General features: G+C 46.5%; 14 protein-coding genes, 6 pseudogenes and 1 other annotated feature (1 of these 21 running past the window's edge). Of the genes and pseudogenes, 12 read left to right on the top strand and 8 right to left on the bottom strand.

Annotated elements, in window-relative coordinates:
* Positions 1 to 34: 34 nt before the first annotated feature.
* Both JCM17471_RS14795 and JCM17471_RS14790 read right to left on the bottom strand, forming a co-directional pair.
* Positions 35 to 850: a hypothetical protein gene (locus tag JCM17471_RS14795; RefSeq protein WP_225354065.1), complete on the bottom strand. Its 816-nt coding sequence runs from the start codon at positions 848 to 850 to the stop codon at positions 35 to 37.
* A 1-nt stretch (position 851) separates the two neighbouring features.
* Positions 852 to 1844, bottom strand: a complete 993-nt coding sequence (locus tag JCM17471_RS14790; protein WP_225354064.1) for a glycosyltransferase-like membrane protein — start codon at positions 1842 to 1844, stop codon at positions 852 to 854.
* Between the two features lie 619 nt (positions 1845 to 2463).
* Between JCM17471_RS14790 and JCM17471_RS01355 the strand changes: the two genes are divergently transcribed.
* Positions 2464 to 3015 (top strand): B3/B4 domain-containing protein, encoded by a 552-nt coding sequence (locus JCM17471_RS01355; protein WP_225354063.1) that lies wholly within the window; start codon positions 2464 to 2466, stop codon positions 3013 to 3015.
* 165 nt (positions 3016 to 3180) lie between these two features.
* Here the strand turns inward: JCM17471_RS01355 and JCM17471_RS01350 are convergent, their stop codons facing one another.
* Positions 3181 to 3591 (bottom strand): hypothetical protein, encoded by a 411-nt coding sequence (locus JCM17471_RS01350; protein ID WP_225354062.1) that lies wholly within the window; start codon positions 3589 to 3591, stop codon positions 3181 to 3183.
* A gap of 206 nt (positions 3592 to 3797) precedes the next feature.
* Between JCM17471_RS01350 and JCM17471_RS01345 the strand changes: the two are divergent.
* From JCM17471_RS01345 to JCM17471_RS16325, 5 genes and pseudogenes are all read left to right on the top strand, one after another.
* A pseudogene (locus tag JCM17471_RS01345) lies at positions 3798 to 4332 on the top strand (GNAT family N-acetyltransferase).
* A 202-nt stretch (positions 4333 to 4534) separates the two neighbouring features.
* A pseudogene (locus JCM17471_RS01340) lies at positions 4535 to 5121 on the top strand (cadmium resistance transporter).
* Positions 5122 to 5295: 174 nt separating this feature from the next.
* Positions 5296 to 6237: a Tex-like N-terminal domain-containing protein gene (locus JCM17471_RS16335; RefSeq protein ID WP_369395762.1), complete on the top strand. Its 942-nt coding sequence runs from the start codon at positions 5296 to 5298 to the stop codon at positions 6235 to 6237.
* A pseudogene (locus JCM17471_RS16330) lies at positions 6237 to 6892 on the top strand (helix-hairpin-helix domain-containing protein); the annotation flags it as partial. The gene JCM17471_RS16335 and the pseudogene JCM17471_RS16330, both read left to right, overlap by 1 nt.
* A 138-nt stretch (positions 6893 to 7030) precedes the next feature.
* Complete coding sequence (locus tag JCM17471_RS16325) at positions 7031 to 7471, top strand: S1 RNA-binding domain-containing protein (protein ID WP_369395765.1); 441 nt, start codon at positions 7031 to 7033, stop codon at positions 7469 to 7471.
* 79 nt (positions 7472 to 7550) lie between these two features.
* On the opposite strand, the gene JCM17471_RS15740 is transcribed toward JCM17471_RS16325, so the two are convergent.
* The 3 genes and pseudogenes from JCM17471_RS15740 to JCM17471_RS01325 all read right to left on the bottom strand — a co-directional run bounded on the left by JCM17471_RS15740 (position 7551) and on the right by JCM17471_RS01325 (position 9746).
* A complete protein-coding gene (locus JCM17471_RS15740; protein WP_263849356.1) occupies positions 7551 to 7853 on the bottom strand; it encodes a DUF4811 domain-containing protein in 303 nt (100 codons plus the stop codon).
* A pseudogene (locus tag JCM17471_RS15735) lies at positions 7850 to 8217 on the bottom strand (DUF4811 domain-containing protein). The gene JCM17471_RS15740 and the pseudogene JCM17471_RS15735 overlap by 4 nt, the downstream one beginning before the upstream one ends.
* A gap of 53 nt (positions 8218 to 8270) precedes the next feature.
* Entirely contained in the window at positions 8271 to 9746 is a 1476-nt protein-coding gene (locus JCM17471_RS01325) for an MDR family MFS transporter (RefSeq protein WP_054776529.1), read from the bottom strand.
* A 112-nt stretch (positions 9747 to 9858) separates the two neighbouring features.
* Between JCM17471_RS01325 and JCM17471_RS01320 the strand changes: the two genes are divergently transcribed.
* The 3 genes from JCM17471_RS01320 to JCM17471_RS14375 all read left to right on the top strand — a co-directional run bounded on the left by JCM17471_RS01320 (position 9859) and on the right by JCM17471_RS14375 (position 10866).
* Positions 9859 to 10302, top strand: a complete 444-nt coding sequence (locus JCM17471_RS01320; protein WP_054776528.1) for a MerR family transcriptional regulator — start codon at positions 9859 to 9861, stop codon at positions 10300 to 10302.
* A 175-nt stretch (positions 10303 to 10477) separates the two neighbouring features.
* Complete coding sequence (locus JCM17471_RS14380; RefSeq protein WP_054776527.1) at positions 10478 to 10681, top strand: hypothetical protein; 204 nt, start codon at positions 10478 to 10480, stop codon at positions 10679 to 10681.
* The gene (locus tag JCM17471_RS14375) at positions 10669 to 10866 is read left to right on the top strand and encodes a hypothetical protein (protein ID WP_054776526.1); all 198 of its coding nucleotides are present in this window, start codon (positions 10669 to 10671) and stop codon (positions 10864 to 10866) included. The genes JCM17471_RS14380 and JCM17471_RS14375 overlap by 13 nt, the downstream gene beginning before the upstream one ends.
* Positions 10867 to 11370: 504 nt before the next feature.
* On the opposite strand, the gene rpsD is transcribed toward JCM17471_RS14375, so the two are convergent.
* Positions 11371 to 11982 carry a 30S ribosomal protein S4 gene (gene rpsD, locus JCM17471_RS01300; protein WP_054776524.1) on the bottom strand — a complete coding sequence of 204 codons (612 nt, stop codon included), beginning with the start codon at positions 11980 to 11982 and terminating at the stop codon, positions 11371 to 11373.
* A gap of 173 nt (positions 11983 to 12155) precedes the next feature.
* Positions 12156 to 12638 (bottom strand): free L-methionine (R)-S-oxide reductase MsrC, encoded by a 483-nt coding sequence (locus JCM17471_RS01295; protein WP_054776523.1) that lies wholly within the window; start codon positions 12636 to 12638, stop codon positions 12156 to 12158.
* Between the two features lie 175 nt (positions 12639 to 12813).
* Here JCM17471_RS01295 and JCM17471_RS01290 point away from each other — a divergent pair, with 175 nt between their 5' ends.
* The 3 genes and pseudogenes from JCM17471_RS01290 to thiI all read left to right on the top strand — a co-directional run bounded on the left by JCM17471_RS01290 (position 12814) and on the right by thiI (position 17032).
* Entirely contained in the window at positions 12814 to 14520 is a 1707-nt protein-coding gene (locus JCM17471_RS01290) for a septation ring formation regulator EzrA (RefSeq protein ID WP_054776522.1), read from the top strand.
* A gap of 119 nt (positions 14521 to 14639) precedes the next feature.
* A pseudogene (locus JCM17471_RS01285) lies at positions 14640 to 15802 on the top strand (cysteine desulfurase family protein).
* A gap of 14 nt (positions 15803 to 15816) precedes the next feature.
* Positions 15817 to 17032: pseudogene (gene thiI, locus JCM17471_RS01280) on the top strand (tRNA uracil 4-sulfurtransferase ThiI).
* Positions 17033 to 17087: 55 nt separating this feature from the next.
* Positions 17088 to 17279 (top strand) — a binding site (T-box leader); it runs 6 nt beyond the window's last position.

Below are 17279 nucleotides of genomic sequence, written 5' to 3'. Positions count from 1 at the left end.
CCAGTCTTTTTTGTTGATGGTTAGCCGTCGTGGCTTAATGTGTTTCCATAACCGTGTAAATCAATGAGTAGGTGGCATGCTTTTGACCATTCAAGATGAGCGGTTGATCGGCCAGATAATAATGGTAGGTTGAAACAACATCGACAACCTGGCTCTCGCGCGTGATATTGCTCACAACAATGCGGTAGTGTCCCGGAATCAGCTGTTGTTTGAGTCGGTACACAGGACCTGCGTATTTGAAACGATATTGTGTTTGGGTGTCAGTATTCTCCAAAATAACACTCACTGTTGATTGTGGATAGACTTGAACGGAGAAGTAGTTCGCATTGCCTCGAAGTTCAACTTCTTGGCTCATACTTGCGCGTGGTGGTAAGGCTAGTGGCCGGGCTTGGTACTGCTCAGATAACTGACTTCGCTGTGCGGCAATGACGGTGGTTTGCGGATGTTGTTGCGCTAACATGCCAATCCAGCCAACGATGACGCTGAATGAAAGCACGAGACTAACACTCGGCAACACCCAATTCGATTGACTGACCCGTTTTTGAGCGGGGATGCCCGCCAATACTAACCAGAGCAAGGGCACGACAACTTGGCCATAGCGGGGTTCTGTTTCCCATACTAAGGTGTGGAAGGCGAGATAGCCTAATGCTGTGATGATAGCTAGCAGCGTTCCCACCTGAACTGAGTCGGTATAGTCTGGTCGCCAAGTTAACAGACGACCGATAACGGCCACTAAGAAGGCAATCGTTGCTGCGGTATAACTGATTCGAGTTAGGAGTTGCAGGGGCTGCGCGTTGTTGTGATACCAACTCGGTGCATTGCGAAACCCGCCATTGTACCAGGTTTGCACGTCATGGGTATCGAGGAGGATTTCGAGTTTTGTCAGCCATAATTTGGTGACACCGCCAACACCTAATTGTCGAATCCGCTTGGGGGATTTCTTTGAGATTATAGGACTGACGAGCGGCTTCGTCCGGTAGCGACGCCGCTTTGCTCGCATCTGCCGGGGCGAACATGCCTTTTTCCGAGGCGTTCAGACCCATCAACATCCAGTGCGTGATGGGTAATTGATATTCAGCTTTAGGTTCAAAATCACTTAGGCGCTGAATGCCATGCGTGGCCGGTACCGTTAATCCAAATCCCAATAGAATCAAAACAATTGGCACTACTAGTTGCGATTGTGTCAAAGCGTGTTGATGCCAAAGTACAAACACGACCAATGCAAGCGCCGGTAGTAGGACAATCAGGTTGGGTTTGATCAATCCGGCCAATAAAACGGTGACGAGCAAACCACTTCCCGCAATGAGGTGATGACGGTGGGAGCGGGCGGGCCAGTTCATGATTGTACGAATGATGATCAATAACGCGAGCATGATTGGCAAGTCAGAGTAAAAGACCTGCAGATAGTACGTATAGGCGAACGGGGTGAGAACCGCAAAACTCAGCGCTCCCAGCAATAAACTTTCACGGTGGCTGAGTTGCCAAACGGTATGGAGGAGCAACAAGATGAAACTATCGAGCATGAGTAAACTGAACAGATGAATCGCAATATTGGTGTTCATGCCAAAATTGGCCCAAACGTAGCCAAACAGCGATGAAATAGGTAATCGTGATGTTGTTACTGTTGCGCCAGAAGTAAGTGGTATTCCAGGTATGATTGCCAGCTGCCATGCGATCGGCTTGTGCGAGCACCCGATAGGGATCATGAAAACCGTCACCGGCATCTTCGTGAGCACAAAGAGTTGCCCCAGCAGCATGATGATGAGACCACTAATCAAGATAAAGCGTAGTAGTTGGCGTGGAATCCGATTGAGTGATCGCGCCAGAAAAACGCTGTTGAACACAACAAGCGCACTGCTGACAAATGTGAGCCATCCCGCATAACCCTGTAGATTGCCCCAAACGCCGATGAGGAGACTGATAATAAGAACAATTGAAAAAAAATGTTGGTCTTACTTTTGATATGATGATGATCACCTATTTTTCAGTAGAGTTTGATGTTTATATTCTATCACCCCAGCACCGTATTGAGAACGAATTAGAAGGGATAAAATAAACCTTCAAGTAAACAATTGCGATAAAAATAGCCGAGTCATTGAAAAATACAGTGGTATTTATTATGATGATAGATACGTATTTCAATCGATGGAGGTGTCGATCAATGTTAAAAGCACCGTTATTTGAATGTGATGTTCCAGTTAGCCGCTAATCAACGGCTAACTCCCGTTGATGATTTCAGATGCTTACTGGAATTGATGCGGAGGAACACAATGACTTCCTTTGCCGACGCGCTGATTTACACGCTTTTGAGACCAGTATTGACGGTCATGGGCAGTAGTAATGGAAGGAAATTTTAATGATAAAAATTGAATTAACGACTGAAATACCAGCACAAGTGTCACTGATCTGTACCGAGATTACATTCAAAACCAGGCCAATGCACCTGCATTGTGGACGGAGTGTTTGAATCCATTGCTGGCTCAGATTGAGCAGCAGGATACACTCGAAACAATTCGGGAAAATCCGACGATTCAAGCAACTAAGCGGGTTTATAAGGCGTTAGGCAAAGACCCAGCGCGTTTTCGGCCTTCTTCAGACAGCTTGTGGCGACGTGCCGCCAAAGGGCAGGGGTTATATCAGGTGAATGCCTTGGTTGATCTGAATAATGCGGTGTCACTGCTCACACACTTACCGTTTGGCAGTTACGACCTCGACAAAGTGACAGCGCCACTGCGTTTAACGGTTGGTCAAGCAGATCAAACGTACCCAGGAATCGGTAAGAAGGCTATCGATTTGAATCATTTAATGGTGCTTGCTGATTCTGTCGGACCATTTGGTAGTCCGACCTCTGATTCAACGCGAGCAATGATCACGGAAACCACACAACATGCGCTGATTGTGGGTTATGGGTTTGCGCAGTCGACTGGGCAACAAGCGGTCATTCAACAAGAAGTGGCAACGATGGTGACACAGTATCTGATGGATGCTAAAATAGTGCAGCAATGGATCGTTTAATTCTTTAAAGAATCACATCTGAATCGATTTTGACCGTAAAATCAAGAGACTGCCCAAAAACGATTTGTTTTTGAGACAGTCTCTTTTTCTAATGACGGACCTGATCAGTTCGCAGGTGCTTTTGTTTTAAAATAAAGCGAGCTATTGGTTGGGCAATCACTGCCTCTACAAAAACGAGATGGCAAAATTACGTGGCCATTTGTAGAAAAATTGTTGAATTGGTGCCCATGAGATGGTCCTCATGCCAATCCAGCTACCAACAACCGTGAGGACAAGGGACATCATAACCACATTCACTAGACAATTCACAATCATGTGGGCATTGAAGCTATCTGTTTTAGTGATGAGCTTGTCCGTGACGAGAGCGGCGGGACTGTTGGTCAGTAGGACCATGACGACCACGACAAGCCATATGAAAGGCATGACGGCCAGCGCTTGGCGCCAAGTTGCAACGCTAAAACCCATTTCGAAACACGAAATAATGGGCGCAATGATGTTGACAGAGAGCACGGAAATAATACCGATAAATAAGGCAAATTCCGTTTTGTTCCGGGGGAGTTTCATGTGATAATCCAAAATACTAACCTCTTCCTCTGTCTTTGCGCAAAAAAGCGCAAAGACACCTTTATAGTGTACTTTACGCTGAACCATTATACGCAGTAAATACGAGTATTAGATTATCATTTATTTTCTAGAAAAGTCAATCTTTAATTGTGTGATTGCTAGCCGCATCCTCGCTTAGAAATTTGATATGATAGCGCTAAGACAAGGAGTGACGATAAATGCAAATCAACATTCGACCAATCACGACCAGCGACTTATCAGATTTCTGGCAACTCGCCTTTGGCGGACAAGATGCTGAATGGCGCCAGTGGAACGGCCCGTATTTTCACGATGAACTACCTAGTCAGGCCGCATTCATGGCGAACGCCGACCAGTGGGTGAATCAACCTTTTCGGTGGCTGGTGACGGCGGATGATACCATGGTGGGCATGGGTATCTGCCTATTACGAAGACGGTGCGCTACAACGATGGCTGGATGTGGGAATCATCATTTATCGCGATCATCTCTGGGGGCAACACATTGGCCAGCAGGCATTAACAGCGTGGATTGATCACCTGTTTGAAGTGGTTGCTTTGCCCCACATCGGATTGACCACGTGGTCAGGAAATCAGCGCATGATGGCACTTAGCCAGCGTATCGGGATGCGAGAAGAAGCGCGAGTGCGTCAGGTGCGCTACTGGCAGGGACACTATTATGACTCAGTGAAGTATGGTGTTTTGCGTGACGAGTGGCTGGCATTGCGCAAAGAATGAAGTCATCAGATGAAACTCGAAAATGAAATGTTAGCATGACGACAATTCTGAATAGATGTCGTGGTGCTATTTTTATTCCCATTAAAATTGAGCTGACCAGCCGGGCAAGTCGTTAATAATTGACACTGGCCTATCATATGATAGTATCATCATATGATTAGAATGACATATAAAACGAAATGTTAGGTCAGGGGATAGCTCGATGTTAACAACGATTTTTTCCGCCGCTACGGCGTATATTTCGACAAGTTTAGATTATTTACTCATATTGATGGTTGTCTTTGCCCGACGTAAAAAGTTTTGGCCCATTTATTTAGGGGATATTCTTGGTACTTCAGTTCTAGTTGGTGTTTCTCTCTTGCTTGCATTTTTAGCGGGCTTTGTTCCGGCCAATTGGATGCTCGGTTTCTTAGGATTCATTCCTATTGGATTGGGTATCTGGGGCTTTATCAATCCAGAAGATGACGACGATGTAGATGAACAAGTAGGTCAAAGAGCTAATATAATTATCGAAGTGGCTTTAATTACGATTGCAACATGTGGTGCTGACAATATCGGAATCTATGTACCGTTTTTGCCGCAATGAAGACAGGTGCCATCATTGTGACGCTGATTGTTTTTTTCATTATGATGACGCTTTTTTGCTGGCTGGCATCAAATCTGGGTCGATTGTCTGGGATGACCAAGTTTCTTGAGCAGTATGGACAGCCGTTGACTTCTATTTTGTATCTTCTTATTGGCTTGTACGTGCTATGGGATGCGGGCACGATTCAGCGATTCCTTGGTTAGTATAGTTACTGATTGAGGTGAGTCGCGCTGCAACCGGCCATTCTATGTCGGTTCCGCTTTTCAAAATACTGGCATCAAGTCCATCTCTCAATTGATTGTATGTTGATGGCAGTGTTGCTAAGATGGTAAGTGCTGAGTAACACTAACCTAGTAGAAATGATGAGGCAGAAGAAATTGGTTGATAATCAAACAGTCAAATTAGTACAACAACAGGTCACAGGCATCAATCCACACCAAATCACCACTGTGCTTGATCTGATGAATGACGGCAACACAGTGCCATTCATCGCCCGTTATCGGAAAGAAATGACGGGTAGCCTGGATGAAGTTCAAATTCAAACCATTGAAGAAGCATTCAAACGCGTCACAGCATTGCAAGATCGCAAGGCAGCGGTGATTAAAAGTATTGCCGAGCAGGGCGCATTAACGCCTGAGTTAGAACACCAGATTCAAACCAGTGCGAAACTGCAGGATGTGGAAGATATCTATCTGCCATACAAGCAAAAACGACAGACCAAAGCAATGGTGGCCAAGTCACGTGGACTCGAACCATTTGCGCAATGGATTATGTCGTTTCCAAGCGGTGCTTTGAATGCTGAGGCGCAGCGGTATGTGAATCCGGAGAACGAAATCACTTCTGTTGACGATGTCCTCGATGGCGCTCATGAGATTCTAGCGGAAACCTTCAGTGAAGTGGCCACAATCCGTAACTGGGTCCGCGGTTACACCATGCGCACCGGTAAAATCAGTGCCACGGTGAAGCCAAAGGGTAAGGACCTCGACGAAAAAGGCGTCTACCAACAGTATTACGATTTTGAAGAAGCCGTCAGCAAGATGACCTCAACGCGGACGATGGCCATTAATCGTGGGGAAAAAGAAAAAATTCTCTCGGTCAAGGTCAAAGTGGATACCGATGCAATCATGAACTATTTTCATTTTCGGTTGATCGATAAGCGGCCCGATACTGAAGCCACGGCATTCATTGTTGCTGCCTATCAAGACGCCTACAAACGTTTCGTGGGTCCAGCCATTGAACGTGAAGTGCGCAGTAGCTTGACCGCGGATGCTGAAGCCAAATCAATCAAGGTTTTGGCCAGAACCTCTACAATCTGTTGATGCAAGCGCCGATTAAGGGCAAAGTGGTTCTGGGCTTTGACCCCGCATATCGAACGGGTTGTAAGTTAGCTGTCGTGGATGAGAATGGGAAGTTCTTGGCTAAGGCTGTGATTTATCCGCACAAGCCAGCTCCTGAAAAGAAGCGGCAAGCGGCGGCACAAGAATTCATTGATTTGCTGGAACAGTATCAAGTGACGATGATTGCATCGGGAACGGGACAGCGAGTCGTGAATCCGAATTGTTTGTGGCCGACACATTGAAGCGGATTAACCGTGATATTTTCTATGTGATTGTGAACGAAGCGGGCGCATCGGTTTATTCCGCGAGTCAAGAGGCCCGTGACGAATTTCCGGACCTGCAGGTGGAACAGCGCAGTGCCATCAGTATCGCACGGCGACTTCAAGATCCACTGGCTGAGTTGGTCAAAATCGATCCGGAATCTGTCGGTGTGGGGCAGTACCAACACGATCTACCCGCCAAAGATCTCTCCAATGAGGTGGATGCCGTGGTCGAACGGGCGGTCAACCAAGTCGGCGTGAATTTGAACACCGCGAGTTATCAATTACTGACGCGCATTTCCGGTCTTTCAAAGACGATTGCGACCAACATCGTGACCTATCGCGATGAGAATGGACGGTACAACAGTCGAACGGAATTGAAAAAAGTTCCACGCTTGGGACCGAAAGCCTTCGAACAATCTGTTGGATTCTTGCGGATTATTGGTGGTGTGCATGCGCTCGATAATACCGATATTCATCCCGAAAGTTATGCCGTCGCGAGAAAAATTCTTAAGATGGCTGGCCTGAAAGAAAGTGATTTGGGCGATACCACCGCGATGGCTAAAATTCGCCAAGTCGATACCAAATCTTTGGTAGATTCCGGCGTAGGGGCTGAAACAATCACAGATATTATAGCTAGCTTGCAACATCCCGGCCGTGATTTGCGTGACAGCATGGCGGCTCCGATTCTGCGCACGGATGTCTTGACGATGGCTGACCTGAAAGTAGGGATGAAGCTGGAAGGTACCGTCCGTAACGTTGTTGATTTTGGGGCGTTTGTCGACATTGGTGTGAAGCATGATGGTCTCGTCCACTTATCCAAGATGGCACATCAATATGTGCGCGACCCTAACACAGTGGTCGCAATCGGCGATATTGTCGAGGTCTGGATTGATTCAGTTGACCTGAAGCGTGAACGCATTCAACTGACAATGGTTGACCCGAAGAAGGGTTAAAGACTATTTTTATGAGACATCAAAAAATCCCCGAAAGAATCGATTGATTCTTCCGGGGATTTTTGTCAGCAGTCAAAAGCTATTTAACTGTAGCTTTCACTTGCTTGATGGCGTCTTGAATAACTTGGGCCTGCAGTTTTGCTTGTGCGGCCTTTGCCAGTTCTTGACTCTTTGAAGCTAATGCAGGATTAGCTTTGATTTGAGCGGTGACTTGCGCCTGAATAGCTGCAGCCATCTTTGCCTTAGTTGCTGCATCAGGGTTCTTCATGCTAGCGAGTTGCTTGCCAAGGGCTTTTGCTTGTGTTGTTGTCAGCACGGCCCAATTGCTTGGGACCTTGATAGTATTGGTTTGCTTAACCAATTCGTGCTGATTTTGATTCATGAATAAGTTTGATAGAAGTCGCTCTTGTAGGTGTAGCGTGTCTTCTTTTCAGTAATTGTTGCTTTAGCAGCGCCGGTTTGAACACGATTATGAATATCGTAATCAGCCTTCGTATGCGTCGCCTTGCCTTTAGCAGATAACTTGTAGATGTACACATTGTGCTTACCGCTTGTCCCAACATCTTGCTTGAGCAGCATTGGCAGTTGTGCATTTGGTGAGGCAGAGTAGATGGTTTTGTTGTTTCGACAGTTTCTTTCTTCATGCCATAATGTTGCACATCATTCATATTGATTAACAACAAACTGACGATGGTGATGGCCCCGAAGATGGTGACCAAGATGGACCGAACAACGGAGGATTTCATCATAATGAAACTCAGATATAAGGCAATGACAGCAATCCCTAAAATAATTAAGATCATGCTTTCTTACCTCCTTCAATATCAATTTTGACTTGGCTCTTCTTGTTGCTTCTGAGGAAGAAGGTCAGTAACCAGCCAAGAAGACTAAAGCCAACGGCAAACCAAAAGGCAGCGTGGTAGCCATTCAATGTGGCGTTAAAGAAGCTGTTCTTGTATGCCAGTGGATCGCTCTTCAATAAACTTGAAGCAGGCTTGGTTTGGTTAGTCACGTTCGTCAAAACGGAAACCAAAATCGCGGTGGTCATAGACGTTGCAACCTGACGAACCGTGTTATTGACAGCAGTACCGTGACGAATCATATCGGTACTCAAGGCGTTCATCCCGTTGGTTGTGACAGGCATCATCACCATTGAGACCCCAAACATCCGAACAGCGTACAAGACGGTAATGTAGATGGAAGGGGTAGAAGCTGTCACAAAGGCGTAAGGAATTGTGGCAACAGTTAAGAAGAACAATCCGAGCTGTGCCAAGCGCTTGGCACCAATGCGGTCAAACATCGTCCCAGTGATTGGACTCATCAAGCCCATCATCAAAGCCCCGGGAAGCAAGGTTAAACCAGATTCCAGGGCACTCTTACCGTGGATAATCTGCAGGTACATTGGAATCACCATTTCGGCTCCGACCATGGCCATATTGGCGATGGAACCCAAAATAGTGGATAGGGTGAAAGTCCCATTCTTGAACACACGCACTTCAAGGAATGGTGTTTCCAAGTGCAGTTGGCGATAACCAAACAGGGCGATAACGACAATCCCTAAGGCAATCGCGATTAAGACAATGGGATCGCCCCAGCCCTTATTACCGACTTCGGATAACCCATATAATAATGAACCAAATCCAAGGGTGGATTCGATTAATGAAATAATATCAATTTTTGGATTGGTGTTAGGCAACACGCTCTTCATGAAGAAGAAAGACATGATAATCACTAAGACAGCGATTGGAATAATCATGCCAAAGAGTGTCCGCCAACCCGAATTATCGATAACCCAACCAGACAGTGTCGGGCCAATCGCTGGTGCCACCCCAATCGCAATCCCGGACAAGCCCATGGCTCGGCCGCGTTGTGCGGGTGGGAAGATGGTCAACATGATGTTTTGCAGCAGAGGCATGGTAACACCAACCCCTAAAGCCTGCACCAGTCGACCAATCAGTAACATTTCAAAACTATTAGCAACAAACGCGATGACAGTCCCTAACAGGAATGTGCTCATTGCCGTAATATATAACCATTTTGTGGGAAACTTGGTACTCAGATAGGCTGAAACAGGAATCATAATCCCGTTCACCATCAGGAACCCGGTAGTTAACCACTGAACGGTAGCCGTTGAAATATCAAAGGCCTTCATTAACGTTGGAAACGCAGTCGCCAGAATTGTCTGGTTTAATACCGTGATGAACACCCCGGTAATCAGGGTGATGACCATCATTGGGACATTGACTGAGTTGCCTTTTACGTCCTTAACTTGCATTCTGTTCACCTACTTATTAGAATATAAAGCAACGTCCTTATCATATTACATAACATTGACATTAGAATATATTACAACTATACTTTGAAAAGTCAAGAAGGAGGTTTGCATTTTGGACAACTTGGCTCACAGAATTAAGTCACTTGATATCTCGCTGGGCATTGGTGAGACCAGTCGAGTGACCGGCGCAACCGCCACCCAAATTCGCTATTGGGAAAAGAAGGGCTTAATTGAAGCGCTTCGCCATGAATCGGGTGGGAACAAGCGCTACACGCTTAAAAATATTGCCATTATCAGCATGATTAAGATGATGATGGACGATGGTTACACGCTGGCTAAAGCCGGCGAAATCATTACTCAGCGCTATAAGAATGCCGATGCACTCCACACCATTATGAAAACACGACTCGAAAAAATTGATTATGATGCCGAGTCGACCGAGTACAAATTCGGACAAATCGAAAATGATCCTGATTTTGATATCACCGTTCGTGTCACAGGGGATACAGTCAAGATTTATAAGGTCGAACATCAAGCGGATGACCAGCAGGAATGATGTTGAGATCAATAAGAACCACCCTTCACTTGCACATTAACTGTGTGTAATTTGTAAGTGAAGGGTGGTTGTTTTAATGGCCAAAAGCATAAGATTGTCTGTGCTTTACACGCTGGCGTTGTACCTGATATAGGGGCTGCGCTATGCTAATGACAATTAAAGAAAGTGGGTTGGGATGATGAAACGTGCAATTGCGGTGATTAAAGGATTAGTAATTTTAATGAGCGGCATTATACTTTTGTTCAGCGTCATGCTGTTTCCTGGTGTTGTGCGAAATTCAGCGTTGATCGCCGAAGCGGCCGCAAGGTCCATCTCGCCGCTCTATGGCGTGACCAACATTACTTTTTGGTGGGACTGTATGGTGCCGTGTTGGTCTTGATGGTGGCGGCGTATCAATTTTTCCGCTTGCTCGATTTGATCAATCAATTTAATCTTGCTTCCATTCAAGGAATACAACGCCTAGGGCAGATTGAGTGGAGCATGCTGATTGTGACAGGCCTGTATATGGTTGGCATCATGCCATTTATTTTGCTACTGGTGATCTTCAAGACGCGCCGGGACTGATTGTCATGGGCTTTGTTATTGGCCTTATGCCATTATTTGTGTCATTGCTCGGCCTCATTGGGCGTGACTACCTGCGACAGAGCCTCAAGTCAGTCAATGAATGATTTGAGAACAGCAATTTCTGGCTAACAAAAAACCGCTATCGAATCGATGGCGGTTTTTTGATTAATGAAACAAGTCCAGAATTAGTGTAATGAATTGATTGATGAAGTCCTTAAAAAATGCGAGTGTCAGCCAGGTTGTCAATCCCGTCCAGAAGAGAAAACGGTAAGAAATTTGTTGGCATCATGCGATTTTGGTATGTGGTGGCCTCCTTATATGTCAGTGATGATAACGATTTCATCCATGACTTCAGATTCACTATATTCCAAATTTTTTATTTTAGCAAAGGCTTTTTTACTGAGTGAATCGCTGTTGTGAGAAGGCAAAATAACGACAAAAAACACCCCCGCCAAAAAGGTGAGGGTGTTTTTGATCTCGTGAGTAACGAGATAGGTGAAGAGATTACAGCTTTTGGTTGTAGTATTCAACAACTAAGGCTTCGTCAACTTCTGGTTCGAGTTCTTCACGTTGAGGTAAACGAACTAATGAACCTTCCTTCTTAGTGTCATCGAATGTGACGTATGCAGGGCGTGAAACAGTGCCTTCGATAGCAGCATTAACAACAACTAAGTTTTGTGAACGTTCGCGTAAGCTAATCACTTGGCCAACAGACACTTCGTATGAAGGAATGTCAACGCGCTTGCCATCAACCAGGATGTGACCATGGTTAACTAATTGGCGAGCTTGTGGACGTGAGCTTGCTAAACCTAAACGGTAAACCATGTTGTCCAGACGAGTTTCAAGAAGAATCATGAAGTTTTCACCATGAGTTCCTTCCTTAACCTTACCAGCGCGTAAGAAAAGGTTTTGGAATTGGCGTTCGGTCATGCCGTACATCCAACGAAGCTTTTGCTTTTCGCGTAATTGTGTACCGTATTCAGTAACCTTCCGACGACTGTTAGGACCATGGTCACCAGGTGCATATGGGCGACGTGCAAGTTCCTTACCAGTACCAGAAAGTGATAAACCTAAGCGCCGGGATTGCTTCCAGCGTGGGCCAGTATAACGTGACATATTGAAGTTCCTCCAAATATTTGTATTGGAGTAAAATAACGAAATTGTGAGCTTAGCACTCGTACAGTCAAACTAGAAGGTTCACCTTTGCAGCCGCGGTTACTACTTATCCCAAAGTGGGGTTTGACTGGAGCCGACCATGCCGTTCACTGCTGCATTATTTTACACGCTGACTAGTATATCGCAGCGAGATGGGCAACGTCAAGGTGTTGCGCGAGTTCTTCTGCAAAAGCAGTCAAAACAGTCTGGTCTGTGGCATCGAATCGGTTGAAATCAGGTGAGTCGATATCGATAATGCCGACGACCTGATTATCGATTACAATCGGGGTGACAATTTCGGCGTTACTTGCGGCATCACAGGCAATGTGGCCAGCGAATTGATGGACATCAGCCACAATAATACTCTCGTTGCGCTGATAGCTTGTGCCCACCACACCACTGCCAGGGGTGATGTGCATGCAGGCAACCTTACCTTGGAATGGACCTAAGTCGAGTTCTTGGGTGTTTTGATTATATAGGTAAAAACCAGCCCAATTGATGCGATCTAAGCTGTCATTCAGCAAGGCAGCGGCGTTACTGAGGTTGGTAATCGGATTACTTTCATCGGTCAATAGGGCGCTGAGCTGATCGACAACGAGTGAGTCTAAGTGTGCCATAAGCGTTTCCTCCATGATGAGATGTGTAAAAAAGCGATTCCTTGTGAAAAAGCCTTTCAAGTTGACTAGCTTTTTGAGATACTAGACGAGAAAGAATAATACCGGCAGTGTAGCCGATTTGACGTGAAAAATCAATGATTCACTATGAATGACTGGTAAATGGGAGTTGAATAGAATGATTGGATGGATTGTTGGCCTTGTCGTCATCCTGGTCATCGCGGGTGGTGTATTGGGATACCGGATGTATCTCAAAAACCAATTAACCGCACAGATAAGTCAATATCAAGCGCTTGTTACCACAACGATTGATGAGCAAATTAAGCAGATTGGTGTGCTGAATCTCAGCGGTACCAGTTTGAAGGACTTTACCAAGTGGCAGCGCACGTATCAGCAGTTGATGGAAACCAACTATCAAACCATTAAAACACAGCTAGCAGATGCCTCAGAAGCACTGCAGCGTTTTCGTTTCGGGACCGTTAAACAGAACCTTGCCGATAGCGCAGATGAACTGACGACCTTGACACCTAAGCTTGAGGATATTCAGACCCGCTTCGAACAGATTCTGGGTACCGAAACCAGTAATCGTAATCAACTCGCGGAAGTCATCACGCAGTTCCAAGAAGATCGCAAACAGATACTCGCGAAGGGCTTTCGCTATGGCGATGGCTTACCCGCGTTAGAAGAGCAGGCACAGACGATTAATGAACGCATTGGGCTGATTGAGGAACAAAATGAAGCGGGCGATTATAAAGCCGCTAAGCAGGCCCTCGCTGAAACCAAAGATGCGGTGGATCAGCTTTCTGCTTCAGTCGAATACTTACCCCCATTAGTCAATGAATTGCTCAATGAATTCCCAGGTCAAATCGATGAGATTAACCGCGGCTTTGAGCAATTACAACAACAGCAGTACCAGTTCCCAGCACCAGCCATTCCAGAACGCGTTGATATGATTCAAACCAATCTGGAGAATGCGCATCAACAATTGGTGGCCGCTGATTTACCAGCGATGAAGGCGACCAATGAAGAGACTGCCGAAATGATTGATCAGATCTATGCCACGCTTGAGACCGAGATGGAAGCAAAGCCTAAGGTGCTAGAGCGTCAAGATGATCTGCGCCAGTTCTTAGCGCATGCGCTGACTCAAAATCAACGTTTGTTGCGTGAACTCGATCACCTCAATCAAAGTTACACCTTATCGCACGATGAAATGAAATCGGGCCAAGCACTTGAAAAACAACTCAGCGAGATCGATACCGAATACCATCAGTTGGCTGATCGATTAGCGGCACAAGATGTGATCTACTCAGAAGTGCTCGCCAAGTTTGAGCAATGGCAGGGCGACCTCACAGCGATTGAGAAGCAACAGGTTGATATCAATACGGCTGTTGCCGGATTGAAGGATGGCGAGATTGAAGCCAATCATCAACAACAGGCCTTTGAACAGGTCATCCGCGACTTACGCCGGCAGCTGGAAGCACATGAATTGCCCGGTTTGGATGATGCCTATCAGGACTATTACCAGATGGTGGCCCGTGAGGTCAATGACCTGGGGACCGACTTATCACAGGTTAAGATCGATATGGATGCCATCAACCGTCAGTTGATTCAGATTCAAACCGATTTGGATGAATTGACGACCAAGACGCAAGCGGTGATCGATGCGGCTGGGTTAACCGAGAGCTTGATGCAGTATGCCAATCGCTATAAATTATCGCGACCAGAAGTGGCCAGTGCGCTCACTAGTGCGCAAAAGCAGTATGGTCAGTTCCATTATCAAGCCGCCGCTGATGAATTAGCGACCGCATTGGAACAGGTTGAACCGGGTAGCTATCAAAAAGTTGAAACGGCTTACTTGAGTCAGAAACAAAATGCGTTATTTTAAATTGAGCAAAATGAATCGCCAGCGGTTGTCATCAACTGTTCTGGCGATTTATTTTGTGCTTGAAGTCTGAATGTGGTTTGTTATAATATTCGTCAGAAGTTTCCAGAAGGGATGGTCCCATGATTTATTTTGATAACAGTGCAACAACCAAAGCGCGACCAGAGGTGTTAGATACCTATCGTAAGGTGAGTGAGGACTTCTTCGGCAATCCTTCAAGTCTGCATGCCTTAGGTGATCACGCCAATCAGATGTTGCAGACGGCGCGCCAACAGATCGCACAATTGATTCGCGCAGAGAGCGACGAGATTTATTTTACTAGCGGCGGGACAGAAGGGGATAACTGGGTCATCAAGGGTACAGCCATGGCCAAAAAGCCATTCGGCAAACACTTGATTACCACCTCAATTGAACACCCTGCTGTCATCAATCGATGAAACAACTCGAAAAATTAGGTTTTGACGTCACTTATTTGCCCGTTGATCACCGTGGCTTCGTCAATGTCGATGATCTGAAGGCCGCGATTCGTCCGGATACCATTCTGGTGTCCGTCATGGCCGTGAACAATGAAGTCGGAAGCATGCAACCGATTGAAGCGATTGGGGACTTGCTCGAAGACTACCCAACGATTCATTTTCACGTGGATGCCGTCCAAGCCATCGGTAAGGGTATCATGGATGCATTGCGCCATCCGCGCGTGGACTTCATTACCTTCTCTGGGCACAAATTCCATGCCCCACGTGGTACCGGCTTTATCTACGCCAAGCGCGGTCGCTTGATCGATCCACTGATGACCGGTGGCGGTCAAGAAAACGATTGGCGCAGTGGGACCGAAAATACACCGGCAATCGCGGCGATGGCAAAAGCGTTGCGGTTATTGCTGACGGATGAGCAGGCCCACGTGGCGCAACAACAAGCGGTACGGGAACGGATTTACAATCACGTGAGTCAGATGCCAAACGTGACTATGTTCAGCCAGCTCACACCGGATTTTGCACCACACATTTTGTGTTTTGCAGTTGAAGGGGTGCGCGGCGAAACCACTGTTCATGCGTTTGAACAACACGAAATCTATATTTCAACCACCAGTGCTTGCAGCAGTAAAAAGGGGACTGAAAGCAGTACCTTAGCTGCCATGCACATCAAGACCAATGTGGCGACCAGCGCCATTCGGGTCAGCCTCGACGAAGCCAATACCCTAGAAGAAGCGGATGCATTTAATGCTGCTTTTGATCAGGTATACGCTGACTTCCAGAAACTCACCGCAACCCCTGCGGCTCAATAAGAAAGGTTGATATTGTGCAATATTCAGAAATTATGGTGCGTTACGGCGAACTATCCACCAAGGGTAAGAATCGTCAAAGCTTCATTAGCCGCCTCAACGGTAACGTGGCTAAAGCCCTGCACGAATTTCCAAATTTAACCATCCGGCCTAAGCGCGATCGGATGCATATTGAATTAAACGGCGAAGATTCCGATGCTGTCATGCATCGTCTATCTCAAGTGTTTGGGATTCAAAACTTCTCACCGAGTGTTGCGGTGCCTAAAGACATGGATTTGGTCCATGAAAAAGCACTCGAATTGATGAATGCGACGGTGCCAGAAGGTAGCTCCTACAAGGTGAACACTCGGCGTTCTGATCACAGTTTTGAACTGGATACTAACCAGATGAACTTGGACATGGGAGATTTCCTGTCTGCGCCCGGCCTGATTTGGTCGTTCAAATGCGCCAACCTGATTTTATTCTGCGGGTTGAAGTGCGGCGTGAAGCGATCTACTTATCCACAACGACCGTTCAAGGTGCCGGTGGGTTGCCTGTTGGGACAGCAGGTAAGGCCGTGTTGATGCTTTCTGGTGGGATTGATTCGCCTGTTGCGGGCTACTACGCCTTAAAGCGTGGGGTTGAAATCGAAATGGTGCACTTCTTCAGTCCACCATACACGAGTGATAGTGCGCTGGCGAAGGCCAAGGATTTGACCGCTAAGCTCGCACCATACGTTGGTAGCATCAAGTTCATTCAGGTGCCATTCACAGAAACACAAGAAGAAGTGAAGGCCAAGGTGCCAGAAGGTTACCTGATGACGGTGCAACGGCGGATGATGTTGCGCCTGGCAACAGCGATTGCTGAAAATCGTGGTGCATTAGCCATCTTTAACGGTGAAGCGGTCGGTCAAGTGGCCTCTCAAACCCTGGAGAGTATGGTTGCCATCAATGACGTGACGACCATGCCAATCGTGCGGCCCGTTGCGACAATGGACAAGAATGAAATCATCAAAGTGGCAGAAGATATCGATACCTATGACTTATCGATCATGCCATTTGAAGATTGCTGTACGATTTTGCACCACCAGCACCTAAGACCAAGCCTAACTTGGATAAGACACGCTATTACGAGACCAAGATTGATGTTGAAGGCTTGATGAACCGGGCCCTTGAAGGTATTAAGGTGACAGAAATCAAGTCTTCCGATCATTTCTTGTCTCAAGATCGTGATCTGATTGCGGAATTACTGTAAGCGTTAATTTCAGCGAAACAGGCTTGCTCGCGGGGTTGAACTAGTTTATACTACCCTTAATGCGTAGACCAAGAGGGTAATCAAGGGTGTTTTCAGCGACGGGGCGGCTGGTGCGAGCCTCGACCGAATTGATTACTGTAGCTTGTGAGTGCCACTTTGAATTCAGTAGAAGCGGCCGGTTAGCCATCGTTAACGGCGCTAAGTGGGGAGTAATCCCAATTTAGGTGGTACCGCGAGTCAACTCGTC

This window comes from Lacticaseibacillus saniviri JCM 17471 = DSM 24301 (assembly GCF_001311785.1).
Lineage (GTDB): Bacteria > Bacillota > Bacilli > Lactobacillales > Lactobacillaceae > Lacticaseibacillus > Lacticaseibacillus saniviri.
Note: the sequence above shows the minus strand (reverse complement) of the source record. Positions and strands in the feature narration are given on the sequence as shown.

What these genes read in the sequence shown, in the direction of transcription:
- JCM17471_RS16325 (WP_369395765.1), top strand. Translation starts at nt 7,031, where the DNA reads ATGGCTGGCCTGAAAGAAAGTGATTTGGGCGATACCACCGCGATGGCT.
- JCM17471_RS15740 (WP_263849356.1), bottom strand. Translation starts at nt 7,853, where the DNA reads ATGAATCAAAATCAGCACGAATTGGTTAAGCAAACCAATACTATCAAG.
- JCM17471_RS01325 (WP_054776529.1), bottom strand. Translation starts at nt 9,746, where the DNA reads ATGCAAGTTAAGGACGTAAAAGGCAACTCAGTCAATGTCCCAATGATG.
- JCM17471_RS14380 (WP_054776527.1), top strand. Translation starts at nt 10,478, where the DNA reads ATGATGAAACGTGCAATTGCGGTGATTAAAGGATTAGTAATTTTAATG.
- rpsD (WP_054776524.1), bottom strand. Translation starts at nt 11,982, where the DNA reads ATGTCACGTTATACTGGCCCACGCTGGAAGCAATCCCGGCGCTTAGGT.
- JCM17471_RS01295 (WP_054776523.1), bottom strand. Translation starts at nt 12,638, where the DNA reads ATGGCACACTTAGACTCACTCGTTGTCGATCAGCTCAGCGCCCTATTG.
- JCM17471_RS01290 (WP_054776522.1), top strand. Translation starts at nt 12,814, where the DNA reads ATGATTGGATGGATTGTTGGCCTTGTCGTCATCCTGGTCATCGCGGGT.